General features: G+C 69.6%; 3 protein-coding genes. All 3 read right to left on the bottom strand.

Going from position 1 to position 16,256, the window contains the following annotated elements; all coding sequences use genetic code 11:
• Positions 1-472 precede the first annotated feature (472 nt).
• From ACWF0M_RS14365 to ACWF0M_RS14355, 3 genes are read right to left on the bottom strand one after another with little or no spacing between them, the layout of a single operon-like run.
• Positions 473-15,463: a WXG100-like domain-containing protein gene (locus ACWF0M_RS14365; RefSeq protein WP_452236094.1), complete on the bottom strand. Its 14,991-nt coding sequence runs from the start codon at positions 15,461-15,463 to the stop codon at positions 473-475.
• 1 nt (position 15,464) lies between these two features.
• The gene (locus ACWF0M_RS14360) at positions 15,465-15,833 is read right to left on the bottom strand and encodes a hypothetical protein (RefSeq protein ID WP_452236093.1); all 369 of its coding nucleotides are present in this window, start codon (positions 15,831-15,833) and stop codon (positions 15,465-15,467) included.
• Complete coding sequence (locus tag ACWF0M_RS14355) at positions 15,830-16,156, bottom strand: YbaB/EbfC family nucleoid-associated protein (RefSeq protein WP_452236092.1); 327 nt, start codon at positions 16,154-16,156, stop codon at positions 15,830-15,832. Before ACWF0M_RS14355 ends, ACWF0M_RS14360 begins: the two co-directional genes overlap by 4 nt.
• Between the last annotated feature and the right edge of the window lie 100 nt (positions 16,157-16,256).

Genomic DNA, 16,256 nt, shown 5'->3' with positions numbered 1-16,256 from the left:
GAACCCGTACTCCCACTCCACCGGAAACCGAGGACGACCACCCATCACAACACCCCTTCAACCAGAAGGCGTTGCAATCACCCCTTGAGCCCGCCCCACAACACCATCGGATATCCCCTCGTGTGCGGGGGTCTCGTCGCGTCCGCCCGGCGGCGGCCGGTGGCACGGACCGGACGGTGCAGGCCGGGTCCGGTGCCTGCGGTGCGTGCAGTGCCTGCGGTGCGGGCGAGTGGCGTGGTGGTGCGGTGGGGACTGGGGACAGGGGTCGGTGGGCGGAGACGGGACATGTTCGGTTCCGGGCCTCCGCGGGCTGTCTCGGGTCCCCGGATGCCGCCGCCAACACCTCACACATCGGAACGGAGGACCGGATCGCCCCTCGCGTGGGCGGTGGTTGGGCGCGGGCGGAGGGCTGGGGAGCCTGGGGAGTTCTGCTTGTTGCTTTAGGTGGGTAGGGTTCCTCAGCGCGGCGCCTCTAGTTGCCTCCCGCGGGGTTTGGGGGTGGGATGCTGCCGGCGGTGTGGGGGTTGCCTTTGGCAACTGTCGGGGGCGGCGGTGTGGAGGGTTTGCCGCGGAGGGCATTGTATTCGTGGCGGAACATCGTCAGGTACGCCGTTCCGTGCGTGGAGCCGGTGTCCTTCGCCGCGACCTGGAAGCCGCCGTTCCGGTCGACGCGGCGGTCCTCGTAGCTCAGGTGGTACTCGACGTCGACCTTGACCGTGACGACCTGGCCGCGTTCGTTCATCGTCGTCTCGTTGCGGTTGCCGGTGCTGTCCGAGACCTTCTCGCTGACCTGCTCGCCGTTGGACAGGGCCACCTGGATCCCGGCCGGGTTCGACCCACTCACCGACCGGGCGGCCGGCAGCATTCGGTTGCTCTTCGTCGTGAGCTGCGTGATCCGTTGCTGCCGGTCGATCTGGCCGAGTTGCGCGTCGCCCTCCGCCACCAACTGCAGGTTCGACAACTTGGCGCGGACCTGCACCGCGACCAGTCGCGATCGCCGACCAGGTACCGGCAACTGCACCATCGTGTGGCCCTCCGGCGAGGCGATCCGCTCGAACGCGGCCAGTCGCGTCGCGGCGGACAGCATGTTCTCCAACGCGGTCCGGTGGACGCGAACGCCTTCCTCCGTGAGCATGTCCGGCGTCCCGAGCCGTGCGTACACGGTCTTGAACAGCTTGCGCGCGATCGTCCCTTCGACGACCGTCCCGCGCGGGAGCGTGACCTTGCCCTGGTCGGCGGCCTGTGGCGTCGGCGCGTTCACCACCGACGCGGGGACGAGCAGCGTCAGCTCACCGGTCAGGATGCGAGGCTCGGACTCGTTGACCTGCAGCGTCATCCGGAAGCCGCGGGTCACGCGTATGGTCCGGTTCCACAGGGCGCGTGTCATCCGGGTGTTCTGCTCGGTGCTCGACGCGGTCGTCGACGTACCGAGATCCGTCGCGACCCCCGCCGTACCCGATCCGCCTTCGCCGAGTGCGCCGCCGACCTGAGGGGTGTACGTCGTGGCGCCGGTGACGCTGCTGCCCTGCTCGTGGTAGTCGTAGGTGTGGAAGATGATGGAGGCATTCTGCTTGCCGCCGGCATCCGGTACGCCGTCGATCGTGATCGGCCCGACGTACTCCAGCTTCGTTCGCAGCCTTTCCTGCCGACCGTCGCCGGTCGGGTACTCGGTCACAAACCCGCTTTCGCTGAGCACGTTGTCGATATGCCCCTCTCCACGCCGCCCGGCGAGGTCCCCGCGCAGGCCGCTTGCCAGCACCGGGTCGTCGAGCGCTTCCGGTGCACTGTCTTCGAAGGCGGCGAGTGCTTCGCGGTACAGATCGGTTTCGTTGCCGTCCGGGTCCCGCAGAGACATGACGTCGATCACCGCGGCGCCCATCGTCGTGTCGTAGTAGTCCGGTAGCCGCACCTTCGTCCCGCGCTCGATCAGCTCCTTCGCCGTCGGCATCGCGGCGTCGAGCAAAGAGACCAGCCCTGCCCGGTGCAGCTGAATCCAGTTCAGCCACCAGTTCGTGCGCATGCGCGAGACCGTCTCTTGCAGCAGCGCTGCCAACCGTTCGCGCTGAACGGCGTCCGTCTGCCTGCGGCCGAGCGCCTGTACGGTCCGCGGCGGGAGGTCCAGTTTGCCCTTGAGCAGACGTTCGACGGCCTCGTTCACCTTCTCGGCGGGGAGGTCGAGTTTGCGCATTCCGTACAGCCAGAGCGCGTCCCGTTCCGGCAGTGTCAGCATGACCGCGCCGCTGCGTACCTCGGCCGCGCGCGGCTCGGCGCCGATCGCGTGCAGCTCCGCGACAACTCCCAGGTCGGCCCAGAACTGGTAGTGCTCGCCGTCACGGATCGCGAGCCGTTCCACGCCACCGATCTGCGTCTCGGTACTACTCGCCGACTTGTCCTTCGAACGGCTCCCGCTGAGCGATCCGCCGTACGACGACCCGTCCGTCTCGACCGCGCCGTCGCCGCCACCGACGCCTCCGGTCCCGCTGGACGAGGTTCCGGTGGTGAGCGTCGAGCTGCCGAGGGTCAGGTTGATCTCGCCGATCACGGGATGCCCGGAGCCGACGTACCTGAGGTTCAGCAGCGTCGTGGTGACCGCCAGCCGCGCCCGGCCGGTGGTCACGCCGCGCTGCGCGAGCGCCTGGCCGACGTTCGACGGCGCGGGGGTGATCAGCAGGTTCGTGCGGTACGGCGCTGTGAGCAACTCGGGACGCGCCGCCAGGTTGCGCGGGTTCAGGAAGGCGCTCAGGTGGTGCAGCGCGGAGCTGTCGCCGCGAGCGAGCTCCGGCAGCTTGGCGGTGAGCCGCCCTACCAGGTCGCCGACGTCAATCGCCTGGAAGGTTGCTGAACGCAACAAGAACGGGTCGATCTCGCCCTCCTTCGACAGCGTCGGTTCGGCGTCACCACGGCGGCAGAACTCGCTGTCGATCGAGAGCCGGGCACTGCCGTCGACGGTGGCGATCGGGTTCGACTCCTGACCCACCTCGGTGATGACGATGGTGTGCGATACGTCGAAGACCGCGACCGGCGCGGTGCTCTCGGTCAGCGAGACGCGGTTCACCGTACTTCCGGTGGCCCAGCTGATGAACCGGCCGAAAGAGGAGCGTCCGTAGCTCGGCGTGATCTCCGGCGTCGACCCCTCTTGGCCAATTTCAGGCTTGTCGCTGAAGCCGAGTTTGGCCTGCCAGGGAAGGCTTCTGGACGATCCGCCGGAGCGACTGGTCGTGTTCGAGCCGATGTCGAGGTTGACCACGGTCTCGCCGGTGGAGAGCCCGAGGAACCTGGCCTCGCCGGTGTACGACCGGAGACTGATCCGGTAGCTGTGCTGCTGCGGAGGGAACCCGGTGCGGTGCCGGTCGAGACGGAGCACGATGCCTTCCTGCGCGGCCTGATCGTAGCCGGTCTCCAGGCGGTGCCGGGCCAGTTGCTGACTGACGCGTTCGAGGTTCGCGAGCTGGCTCGCTGCCAGCGCCGGGTCCTTGCCGCCGAGTTCGCCGTTCGGGATCAGGCCCTTCGCGGACAGATGCTCGAGGAACTGCTGCAGAGCCTCGTCGGCGCCGCTGAGCTCCTGCACAAGCGCCGGTCCCGCACCGCGGATCGGCAACGCGCCCTCTTGCTTCTGGGACGATCCGTCCCGGAAGCCCCTGTGCATCCACACCGGGAGCTGGATGTCTTCGTCGGTCGGCTGCGGGTCGCCGCGCAGCAGTTGCCGCCCGTCCGCGTCGTACCGTGGTTGTCCGTCCTGGTCGAGGACGATGGCCGCCGACGGGACCGGGACTCCGTACCGGTACGCGTCGTTCTCGGGCATTCGAAGTACGGCATCACCCGCGGTCGTCAGCGTGAACTCGCCGACCCGGTCGACGCGACGGATGGTGAGGGTGTGCTCCAGGCGCAGCTTCACGCCGACGGTCGGCTGCATGCGTTGCACGCTCGGATGGATCGCCGTGTCGCCGGTGTTCACCGACGTGTCGTGTCCTGTGCTCAGGCCGGCCTTTCCACCCGGTCCGAGGTCCCAGGACCACGTACCCAGATCCTGCGTTGCCGTGCCGTTGTATCCCGCTGCCACCGAGTACGAGTTGCCGGCCGAGAACGTCTGACCGCCCGACGTACCCGAGAAGCCCACCCGTAGCCGCTCGACCTTGTGGTCCTTCGAGCTGTCACCGAGCAAGGTCGCCTCTTCCCACACCGCGACCGTTTCGAGTTGCGCGTACGCGACCACGCGACCGCCGCTGGTGATGATCCGGGTGAGACCGCCCGGACGGGTCGCCTCGGCGAGCCGGCCCGGCGCGTCCTCGGTGAGCAGGCCACGGAGCTGGTCGTGCCCGACCCGGTCGAGCGAACCGAGTCGTTGCCTGAGGCCCGCAATCGCCTCATCGGCCAGCTTGCTGAGGCCGTCGACCCGGGTGGCGACGTGTTCCGGCAGGTCGGTACGGCGTTCGTCCGACGAGATTCTCGCGGTTTCCGTGGGCGCGCCGACCGCGTACGCGTGGCTGATTCCGAGCTCGAGGGTCGCGGTGTCCTCCTTCGCACCGCCCGCGACCACGTGACGCTCGGACCACGATTCGACGGCGGACGTCCGCATCCGCCACGACCACCTGGGGCGCGACGAGCGGAAGCGGTGGATCTCGCCCTGGATGACCTCGACCGCGCCCGGCAGCCCGTACTCCGTCGCGCCGCCCGTGACGCTCAGACCGACGTTCTTCGAGTACTCGATAGTCGGCGAGACCAGCGCCGCGACCTTCAATGGGTTCGTGTCCGGCAGCGCCGACAGCAAGGGCGCGAGCTTCAGACCGCCGTTGACGCCGAACGCCTGGGTCGCGGTCGTACCGACGCTGTAACCACCCTGCACCAACTGGCCGAGCTGTGCCTCCTCGATGAGCACCGGGTGGTCCAGGACCTCCTGAAGCTCGTTCGGATCGAGGGTGAGCTCGAACTGGGTCAGCTCGGTCACGTCCGCTCGTGGATCGTTGCCCACGGTCAGGACCAGTCCGCTGGGCGACAGCAGCCGGCGGGTCTCCGCTCGCAGGGTGCGGTGCAGCAGCTCCGGGGTGAAGCGGAACGTCTTGTTTTGCTGGGCCAATGCTTCGTTGAGCTGGTTGGTCAGCGCGGTCAGGTGCGGCAGCTGACCGGAGACCGTGGCCGTCTGCAGGACATCCTTCGACGGCAAACTCTCCGCCCGCCGCTGCTCATACAGGACATCTTGGTCCCTGGCAGTCTGCAGCGTCTCCGCAGTCGGCTGAGCGCGATACGCCTGCCAGGCTTGGAGCGCCTGATCGGCCTGTCGCGCAGCCGTCGTACAGGCCGCTGCGATCGCGGTGTGCCTGGCCGCCTTGGCCAGTTCACCCTTCGCCTTCGCGTCGTCGTCCATCGCGGCCGCCTCCGCCTCGGTCGTTGTCGCGCTCTGGGTGCGGGCAGCGGCTCGGGTGGTCAGCTCGGCCTGCTGACGGTGAATGGCGTTGAACCGCATTCGGGCGTACGTCGGCCAGTCGAGCGGGATCTGTTCCTGCTGGAGCAGTCGCGCCGGGACGGCTCGGGCCTGGTCGGCGGTCAGGCTGCGGTGGAACTCGACCCGAGCCGCGAGGGCGCGACCGGCGGCGGAGCGGGCCGGCGTACGGCGTCGTTCTGCATCCGACACCACGTCGGCGGCAATGTCGACCAGGAGCTTGCCGGTGGCCGCGTGAGACCTGATCTGCGGGAGCGAGAACGGGCCGTAGCGGTCGCCGAGAGACAGCTGGATCCTGGCGGCGATCAGGGCCGCATCCTCCGCCAGAACGCTCGGCTTGTGGTGCAGGCCGGGCGCCCAGGTGCGGTCACGGAGGTTCCGGGCGTGGACCGGGTCGTGGTGCAGTACCGAGTCGCTGAGCGGGCGATCCTGCGGGCCGGCGAGCCGGATGTGCGGGTCGACACCGAGCTTGTGCAGCGCGTCGGCGTACTGCGAGAGCGTGGCCGAGATCGCGACCAGCACCTCGGTGAGCTCGTGCAGCTCGGTCGGTTCGCCATCGTCGTACCGCTTCAGGAGGCGTTGCCGCTCCGCGTCCAGGTCGGCCAAGCGTGACAGCAGGCGGCTGAGTTCGGCGGAGGCGTGGTCGTCGCGGCGCTCGGACGCGATGAACAGTCCGAGTTCGGTGGTCGGCTCCGGCCTGGTTCGCAGTGCCTTGCCGGCGACGGCGTCCTCGAGGCGGCCGACCTCGTGCGCCGCGTCGGCGGCCTTCGCGCGCTCGCGGTCGAGCTCGTCGGCGGCCCGCTTCTCGGCGCCGCGGTCCCGTTCGGCGATGTCGGCCTTGACCCGCATCCGGCGGCGCAGGTATTTCGCGTAGAAGCTGACCGGCTGGAACGCACTGGCCGCCGCGGCCTGCCAGATGTACAGCGGATCCAGGTGGAAGCTGTGCACCATCCAGGCCGCCACGCCGACTCCTGAGCCGGCGATCGCCGCGGCGCCGACGGCGTACCAGCGGCGGTCCGTGGTGGCCTCGCGGTCGGAGTGCAGGACCGGAGACCACGGCGGGAGCGCCGGAATCGCCAGCGTTCGTTGGGGTTCCGCAGTCAGCAGCTGATCCAGCTGGGCAAGGACCGGTTCGTTGATCTCGTCGGACCGCGCCTGCACCTCGACGCGCAGCAGCTCCAGCCAATTGTGCATACGGCGGTCGAACGCGTGCCGGTTCGCCTCGGCGTGGAAGGCCTCGACCATCCCGGAGACGGCGCCGATCGCCCCGAAGCGGGCGAGTGCCTCCAGTACGGCGGCGGTCGAGGAGGCGAGCTGTTGCTGCACGTAGACGCTGGTGATGCGGTGCGCCATCGGTATGACGCCGAGGAGCAACTCACGCGCAGCGAAGTACCTCCTGGCGGGGATCACGCCACGCCCCGTGTGATCCGTCGGCGCCTCGAAGTCGAAGGCGGGCACGGTCGCGCTCGGGTTGCCGAGTTGGTTGCCGAGGGTCTCCAACCGGACGAGGTAGTCGGCAGTACTTCGGAGTTCGTCGACCAGCTGACGCCAGCTACGCCACTCGTAGTCGCGGGTACGTCGTTCGTCGTCGAGGGTGGCCTGGTGGCGTGCGAACCAGTACTGCGCGGAGCCGACGACCGCGACGGCCAGGCCGATCGTGGCGCCGATGACGAGAGGCGGGACAGCCACTGCCATCGGGATCGCCGCCGCCGCGACCGGGATCGAGCTGCGCAGCGGGAAGGTCCACCACGGGCTGATGAGTGCCGGTGCCTTGGTTTCGGGAGCAGCCAGGTCCGCACGCGGTACGGGTCGTCGAGCGGGCGCCAGGATTCGCTGGTAGGCGGTACGTACCGCGTTGGTGAGCTCGGCTCGTTGAGGCTCGCGCGCCTGCTCGTCGAGGGCGCGGCGGTAGTTCCGTCGGTCCGACTTCACCTCTTCCTCGCGCGCTTCGACGTACCGGTTGACGACGGTGCGCACCGGTGCGGCGACCACGGCGCCTGCTAGGACCGCTGCGGCGAGCCCGACCCGGCCGCTGCCGGCGAGTACGGCGGCAGACGCGGCACCGGCCGGGACGGTCTCAAGGAACCCGAACATCAGGTCGGCGCGCAGGCCTGGGAGCGACTTCGGCTGGTTGACCCGCTGCAGCAGGCTCGGTTCCAAGTCGGCGACCGCGGCCGCGAGGTCGTGGGGAAGGGCCGACCGCAGGTCGTCGTGGGCGACCACGCCGAGCGCGTTGGCCAATTCAGAGAACTGCCTGGTGGCTGTACGGCGTTGCGGCCCGGTCTCACGTTGTTGCAGCAGGCTGCGGAGTCGCGCGAACGCCGCCGCGACGGACTGCTGGTCGGACGCGTTGATCCGGGCCGCGAACTGGTCCGCATCGAGCCTGCCCAGTTCTGCGGCGGCCTGCACCCCGTGCCAGTTGACGAACTGCCGCAGCATCGGTTGTTCGCGCAGTACAGTCAGGCGGCTGACGGAGTTGCCCTGCTCGGGTGACACCTCTGGCTGTTTGGCGAAGTGCTGGAAAAGCCTGTGCACAAAGCGATCCACGGCCGGATCAGGCGCGATCGGCTGACTGGCATCGAGTGCCGGCAGCCGGGACGGACGGAACGCGGCCGGGTCGGTCCAGCCGTCTTCCACCTCGTCCACCCGGGCCATCGCCCGCTGGCCGCCTTGCCGCAGCACTGTTCTAACTCGATGCTCCAGGCCGGGCGGGACCTGGCCTCCCAGCTTGTCCAGGTGCCGCAGGAGGAGCCGGAGTTCCTTGCGATGGTGGTACGGCGCCTCGCCCTGTTCCACTCGGTCGACCAGGTAGCCCACCTCGGCGTACCGGCCGGCCTGCTCCTGTTCAGCCGCCGTCGCGCCGCCGTGCGCCGACAGCATGCTCGTGAGCGCGTCGGCGAGCGCTCGTCCGACGACCTCGTCCCGTGTCTGCGGGGACAGGGTGATCCGGGCCCAGTGCATCGACTCGGCAGTGCGCTTCCAGCGGACCGGCCCCGCGTTGGTGAAGTCGCCGGCCACCTTCAGTTCGGCGGTGAGCTCCGCCCCACCCCACAGCGTGATCGTGATCCGGTTCGCGTCGAGCGCAATCGCCCGTACATCATCGCGAACCGTCGCGACGGCTGCGGCCATTCGCGGCAGCGCGTATTCGACAGCTGCCCAGACGGCGGCAGCATTCGGCGTACGGCGACCGTCACCGCGGAAGTCACTGCGATGGATACTGCCCACTCCACCACGCGGCTGATCCCGATGGACACGGCGATCGCGGGACGCTTCGTTGCCGACGGCCGATGCGTCGTACACCGGCCGGTTCTGGCGGACGGCGCGGAGGAGGGTGCGGAGGATCTTGTACAGCGGCTCGAGCTGGTGCTCGCGCCGCGCCTGTTCCAGCGCTTCGTTGCTAATGGCACCGATCCGGGCGAAGGCATCGCCGAGGCGGGTGGACAACAGGCCGTTCCAGGCCTGGAGAAGGCGCGGCGGGAGGCCGTCCTCGGCCAGGACGGCGAGGAACTCCTCGTCGCGGACTTCCGTCGGCTGGTCGGCGTACAGCTCGTTGATCTTCGCCGAGAGTTCCGGATCGAGGACGCGCAGCTCGTGGACCTCGGCGAGAATCTTGCTGCGGGTCTCCGGGCTGAACAGGCGCCAGCCGTAGTGCCCGATGACCTCGTGCCAGACGGACGCCTCGACGTCCTTGGCCGACAGGTGATCGTAGGCGGACAGGTAGACGACGCCGACCCCGTTCTCCATCCGGATGTACGCTGGGCGCGTGCCGTCCGGCGGTTCGATCCCGTACTCGCGGACCAGCGTGGGACTGTCCGCGCCGACGACGAACCGCACTGAAAGCCCGCGGGGCAACCGCATCCGCCGCCGCACGGTCTGCACCACCGGCTCCGTCGCCTCGACGGTCATCCCGGCCGATGACCCCTGGTGCAGCCGGGCGCGACCGGGCTCCGTATGGCGGGCGTTCTCGACGGCCGCCGCGAGGAGGCGGTCCCGCACCCCGCGGGCGACGAACGACCCCATGCCGTGCTCCTGGATCGCGGTTGCGCGGGCTGCGGGGTCCACCGGGAGCTTGCGGACGAACTCGAAGTCGATCGGGTGCAGATTTCCCGTGCCGTCGACCAAACACTGGAGATCGAGGCGGACGTGATAGCCCACCTGCAGCAGGCGGTGCAGGTACTCGTCGAGCTGCCGAACGGTGTCGAAGGTGACGGCCGCGCGCCACCTGTCGGTTTCCGCGATCGCCGCCGGGTCGGGGCTGCTCGCGGTGATGAAACCGCCCGGCACCGGCTCCATCGCGACACCGACGTATTCGCGGCCGCCGATCGTTGCCTTGACCAGTCCGTACGGCGCGGGCCCGTACCCGGTCAGCGCCGCGCCGTACTGGCCGTCGAACTCGTCCATGATCTGTTGGTGGTAACGTCCGGCGGGCCAGAGCTTCACGGCCCATTTCCGGCCGTCGGGGCCGTCGATCAGGAAGACTCCGGAGTGCTCACCGAGCGTCGCGACGGACCCGGCCGATCCGCCGCTGCTCAACCGTTGGACCGTTGTCGGCAGCACCTTCAGATCGGTCGCTTCGCCCCAGTTCTTCGAGTGCCTCGGCAGACCGTGCGGAAGCTGTGGCGATCCGGGCACGGCCACGTCGAACTCGGGTCCCTTGCCGAACACGTCTGCGTACTCGAGACCCTTCCAGCTCCCGATCTCCGCCAGCAGGCCATCGGCGTCGAGGGCCTGGAGCCCGGGGCTCTCGAGCAGCGGGCTGAGGCCGTCGAGCAGTACTGCGTCATTCTCGGTGACGGCTGCGACGATCGCGACGATCCGGCGCTGCTGGTCGGCCGTGAGACTGCGGTACGCCGGGAGCCCCCGAAACGCCTCCGCAACGGCGGGATCCGGCGCCGCAGCCCCGCCCTGAACCGCCGCCTCGTCCTGAGCCGCCGCATCGTCCTGAGCCGCCGCCTGGTCCTGGGCGACCCCGTTCTCGACGGCTGCGGCGAGCAGCGTTGTCCGACGATCGGCGATGATTTCGTGATGCCGCCCGATCCAGAACTCCCGGTAGAACGGGTCATCGGGCAACGGTTCGACACCGGCCAGGTCGATCAGCCGGAAGTTGCCGGCGTCGTCGACGAAGTACTCCAGGTCACGACGGAACGAGTAGCCCGCGGCCAGCAGCGCCCGGCCGAAGAGGTCGAGCTGATGCGCGGTCCGGAAGGTCACCCGGGACCGCCAGTGCGCGGCCTCGCGGATCGCCTCCGCTCCGGCGTCCCGTTCCTCCGCCTCGATCAGGCCGCCGGCGACCGGGGCCATCCCGACACCGACGTGCCGCTGGTTGTCGACCGTGACGCGGACCAGCCCGTACGGCGTGGGCCCGAAGCCGGTCAGGTAGGCGCCGTAGAGGCCGTCGAGCTCGGACTGCGCTCGCTCCTTGTTGAACTCGTTCTCGGCATAGAGCTTGACAACCCAGTCGCGGCCGTCCGGGCCGGTCATCCGGTAGGCGCCCGAGTGTGGAGCTTCCGTTGCCAGGCGCCCGGCCTTGCCGGCACTGCTCAACCGGTCGGGCAAGCGCTCGCGTACGCCGAAGTCCGTCGCGTCGGCGAAGTCCTGCGACGGCCGCGCGATCGGCGCCGGAACCGGTGCCGCGGCGATCGCGGCGCCGGACACGACGCTCTTGCTGAACACCTCCGGATAGCTCAGCCCTTCCCAGCTCCGGATCTCCCGCAGCAGGCTCTCCGGATCGAGCGCCCGCAGCCACGGACTCTCGAGCAGCGGCCGAAGACCTTCCAGCCGGACCGGATCGTTCGCGGTCACGGTGGCGATGATCGCTGCGACTTCTGTTTGACCGGCGTCCGACAGTTGGCGGTACGCCGGTACGCCGGGCTCCTCGGGCTCGCCGGGTTGTTCGCGGACGCGGCGGCTGCGGGACGTGTCGTCCGGGTGGTCCGCCGTACGGGCGTTGTTCTCGTGCGGGGTTGCGGTTGTGTGGGTTACGCCGAGGGATGTGAGGGTGGCCTGCTGGGCTGCGACTTGGGCGGTTTCGATTGCGGCGGAGTAGTCGGCGGCCGGTAGTGCCCGCTCTGCGTTCCTGAGGGCTTCGGTCGCTGCCTTCAAGGTGTCGGTGGTTTCGCCCAGAGCGGTGGCTTTTGCGTGCGCGACGGCTGCGTCGGTGTAGGCGCGGAGGGCTTCGTTGTGGGCTGCCGTGGTGGGTGCGTCGTGGTACGCGACGGCGGCTTCCAGGGCGCTCGGCCGGCGGCGGAAGAGTTCGTCCTGGTGGGACGCGTACAGGGAGGCCTCGCCGGGTGCGCCCTGACGGCCGGCCCGGTTCAGGGCCTGGATCGTGCCGCGGGGCGACTCGGCATCGTGGAAGCCGACGCGGACCGCCAGCCCGCCGGCGGCGGCCTCCTGACCGCCGCGACTCTTGACCGTGAACACCTGGGCGTTGGCGTCGGGCCGGTCGCGGTACGTGAACGCGTCCGGGTGCACCTCGATGTCGATACCGCGGCCGAGCACCTTGTTCCCGATGGTGATCGTGCCCGGTTCGCCGGCCTGCTTCCAGATCGAGTCCATCTTCGCGTCGAACGTGCGGTCGGCGATGAAGCCTGCCATCCGCTCCGCGTCGACCTTCTGGATCCGGATCCGGTCGGCGGGCAGCTGGTGGTGCTCGAGGCGTTCGGTCAGGAGACGTTCGACCAGCGCGACCTCGTCGTTGTGTTCGACGACGATAGCCTGCGGACGGCCGGTCGCCAGGTCCCCGTCCCTGGCCAGGTCCGCGATCGCCTGATCGACGATGGCCTGGTACTTCTCCTCCACGGTCGCGAAGTGCTGCGGTGCCCGCACGTCCAGCTTCGGATCGTTGAACCTGTCGATCTCGACGACCCGGCCGACCTTGTCCTCGCCGTACAGGTCGCGGATCGCGCGCTCGGCGTCCTTCGCCGTACCCGACATCCCGCTCACGTGGTCGTAGCTGTCGAGCAGTTCCTTGGTCTTGACCGCGTTGGTGTGCGACGGGTCGGCCCGCACCTCCAGGCCGTGGCGCGCCTCGAGCGCCTGGGCGACGTCGGTCCAGCGCTGCTCGAGCAGGGTCTCCCGATCGACCAGCGGCTCACCCGAGTGCTTGCTGACGATCAGGATTGTCTCTTTGCCGTCGATCGACGCGCGGATGTAGTCGCGGCCCTCGTGCAGTCCCCAGTGCGCCTGCGCCGCGTTCTCCAACCGCCTGACCTGCTTCGCGAACCCGCGCGATGTCGGCTCGACGCCGGTCAGTTCGGCGAGCTTCTGCCGTCCCTCGGCGGTGAGCTTCGGCCGTACGCCGTTGACCGGCTCACCGTCGGTCGTCAGCCCGAGGTCGGCGTGGTCGAACTTGCCGCTGTCCAGAGCCCGCTTCGCCAGCATCACCTCGGCTTCGGTCTTCGCCGACGCCTTGCCGGCAGCGCCGGAGCTGTGGGTATAGGTCTGCGCCGCGAGTTCGACCGCGACGGCATCGACCTCGTCGACGATGACGTCCTTGCCCGGGACCCGATGGCCGCGGCCCATGCTCCACCCGAACGCGGCGACGTCACCGACGTACACGGTCCGGCCGCGGGTCTTCGGATACCGTACGGCGGGATCGACGTGGATGACGTCGTACCCGAGTGGTTCGAGGACCTTGCGGAACTTCGTGTAGGCCTGCGCGGAGAGGCTCCGGTTCGAGGTCATGAAATGCACCGGGCGGTCGGCCGCGATCATGCCGAGGGCGACGGCGGCGACCGCCGTCTTTCCTTCGCCGGTCATCATCTGGACGAGGAGGTCGTCGCGCAGGGCGAGCTCTGCCTGCAGCTGGGTCCACTTCAGCGCGAAGCCCCAGCCGTCCTCGGTCCGGTGGATCATCTCGTGGATCGCGAGCTGCAGCGCCTCCTCCCGGCTCACGTTCTCCGGGAGCGCTTCCTTGAGGACGTCGACCTTTCCCTCACCGAGTTGGCGGATCTCGGCCGGGCTCAGCCGCGACATCGCGTAGTCCAGCTTCGCCGTCAGATACGAGATCCGCCGGGCCTCGGCCGCGACCTTGGTGTTTCCCACCTCCGCCTCGGCGTGCTTGGCCGCACTCCACTCCTGGTGTGCGGCGCTGTGCTTCGTCTCGGCATCGCTCAGTCGTTCGCGGAGGTCGGGTGCGCGAGCGCTGTCGTCGAGCCTCCCGTACTTGGCCTCGTGCTTCTCGAGCGCACGCTCGGCGGCCTTCAGCTCCTTATCCGCCTGCTTGGCCGCGACCTCCGTCTCCTTGACCGACGGGCTCTGCTCCCGGGCATCCACCGCACGCTGATGTTCGTCGTGTGCCTTGGTCGCCTCGGCTTCCCGGCGCTGTACCTCGTCCTGGTGCTCACGCCCGTGAGACCAGTCCCGCACCTCAGCCGCAGCCGCCCGCGAACCGGACGGTGCGGCTTCGGGTGTAGGGGTTTTGCCGGCTGGGTGGTCGCCTGGGTGTGCTGGGGCTTCGGGCGCGTGGGCGACGTTCGCACCCGTTGCCGGAACGACCTGCTTCTCCGCGGTACCCGGCCTGTCAGCAGCAGTCGGCTTGTCTCCACCGGCTGGCTTGTCGGCGCCGGCCGGTTTGTCGGTTGGGTTGTGGGCTGCGACGTCTTGGCCGGGTGTCAGAGGCTTGTCGGGGCCGGATGGGGGTTTGTCGGGTGTGGCTGCCTTCGCCGGGGCGGGGGGCTTCTCCTCGGTGGCCAACTTGGCGTGCTGTTCGGTGGTTGCGGTTTTCGGGGTCGAGGTTGGCGTATCGGTCGTGGCGGCTCGAGCTGCGGAGCGGGCTTCCGGCGCGATGACACCGGCAGCGGGCTGGACGCTGTTGAGGTTGGTGGCTGCGCCCGCTTCCGTGCGGGACTCCGCACTGGTGCTGTGTGTGTTCGCGGTCTGGCTTGATGCAGTGACGTCCGCGGCAGCGGGCGCGTCGGCTGTTGCCTGAGATTCCGAAAGGCCGGGTTTGACGGCTGTCTGCGGCGGGTCGGGTGGCGGGTGGTCCGCGCCACCGATCGTCGAATGGTTGCGGACCGGCGCGACCTCCACCGGGTCACCTTTCGGCACCCCGGCGGCCGGCCCGTGGGAGCCGCCGCCCGGGACCGCCGCGCCCATCACCCCGGCCTTCCAGACGTCTTCGAACGTGGGCGTCTCGCGGGTGACGGCGTAGTTGGCCGCCGGCATGCTCAGACCCATGGTCACGGCGCCCGCGACCCGCCGGCCGACGAACCGCGGCACGCGGCCGGTCAGCGCGCTCACGTTCCGGGTCGCGACGCCGCCGAGCTTGGCCATCCCGACACCGGTCGCGATCGCGATCGGAGTCGCCACCGCGGCGATCGCGGCGTACTTCTTGGTCTCGTCCCAGTCCCAGCCGTCCGCGTGCCCGCCGTCCGGTGTGGTGCGGCCCGACTGCCCGGTGAGTACGCCGTACGTCTGGGCGGCCGTGTTCGGTGCCAGGCCGTAGACGCCGGCGCCGACGCCGGCGAGCGCCGCCCCGCGGAAGAACTTGGCCGGGGTCATCGTCAGCGCGTTCTTGGCCCGCGCCGCGAGTGCGGAGACCGCCTCCTTCAGGACAGCCCGCGCCCGGTTGTGGATGAACTTCTTCAGCGCCTGGCGGAAGGCCTGCCGCATCAACGGGGAGAGTGCCTTGCCCGCCGGGATCGCGAACATCAGCACACCGACCACGATCTGGGCGATGATCATCGCCTTGGCGCGGGCAATGGTGTCGGCCTGGTCCCGCAGGTACTGCGCGAGGTCGGCGGCCATGTCCGCGATCGACTCGGCGCCGCCGAACTCCTTGTCGGTTCCATAGGCCAGGACCTGCGCGGACAGCGCCCGGCCGGCTTCGCCGTTCCAGGCCGCGCCGATCGCGGCCGACCCCTCGCGGCACCCGGTGGCGACGGTCGTGCGCAGTTCGGTCGCGATCGCGTCGTACCGCCGCGCGTAGTCGCGGATAGCGTCCTCGTCGCCCCCCGGCCAGTCGTCGGGGTCGACACCGACGATCGCGCCGAGGAACTCGACGACCGGATGCCAGAAGCCCACGTCAGCCGCCCGGAGTCGCCGCGGCGCGTGGCAGTGGCCTGCCGTTGGCCTGCAGGCCGAGGTCGGCGGCGCGGAGCGCGTCCGCGTTGTGTCCGTCGACCTGCTGGACCAGGTTGGCTGCTGCCGAGATGCTGTCCGAGATGTTCGTCAGGCTCTCCCGGAGCGCAGTGCCGGCGTCGATCAGGCCGGCCGCCCGGGCGGTGAATCCCTCGAAGATCGCGCGACCGGTCTCGTCGCCGCCGCAGGCCGCATCGACCCCGCCTGGGGTGATCGCGCTCAGCGCCTGGGTGAGCGCCGTACCGCCGTCCACCCCGATCCGCAGGAGCTTCTCGGCAGCGCTGTACACGTCCGGCAGATTCACCTCGGTCATGACAGGCGCTCCACCAGGTCGGCGTACCGCGCGGCGAGTTTGCCGGCCATCGTCGTACTGGCCGCGGACAGCGTGGCGAGGATCGCGGCCGCGAGACCCTGTGGGTCCTGGGTGCGGAAGACGTCCGGGTCGAGCTCGAGTTCCCGGACGTCGCCGTGGGCGCCGATCGTGACCTTGATCAGCCGGTCGCGCGAGACCGCGGTCGCGGTGACGGCCTCGAGCTCGGCCTGGACGGCGTTCATCGCGGACAGCGAGCGTTCGAGCTCGTTGTGCAGGCCGAGCGCGGCCAGTTCCTGGCCGAGTCTGAGCTCCGACGGTTCCATGGGTACAGGGTCTGTTCGGACGGCGATCGCGGTCAGCCCTTGGCCACAAGGGGTCAGAACCCGTGGCCCGATCGGGCCGGGCCCTACCGTCCGGAGCGTG

The organism is Kribbella sp. NPDC055110 (assembly GCF_053607525.1).
This window is presented reverse-complemented; position numbering and strand designations above follow the sequence as displayed.

Bases quoted from the DNA above. Each gene is read 5' to 3' on its own strand.
- ACWF0M_RS14360 (WP_452236093.1), bottom strand. From the start codon at position 15,833: ATGACCGAGGTGAATCTGCCGGACGTGTACAGCGCTGCCGAGAAGCTC.
- ACWF0M_RS14355 (WP_452236092.1), bottom strand. From the start codon at position 16,156: ATGGAACCGTCGGAGCTCAGACTCGGCCAGGAACTGGCCGCGCTCGGC.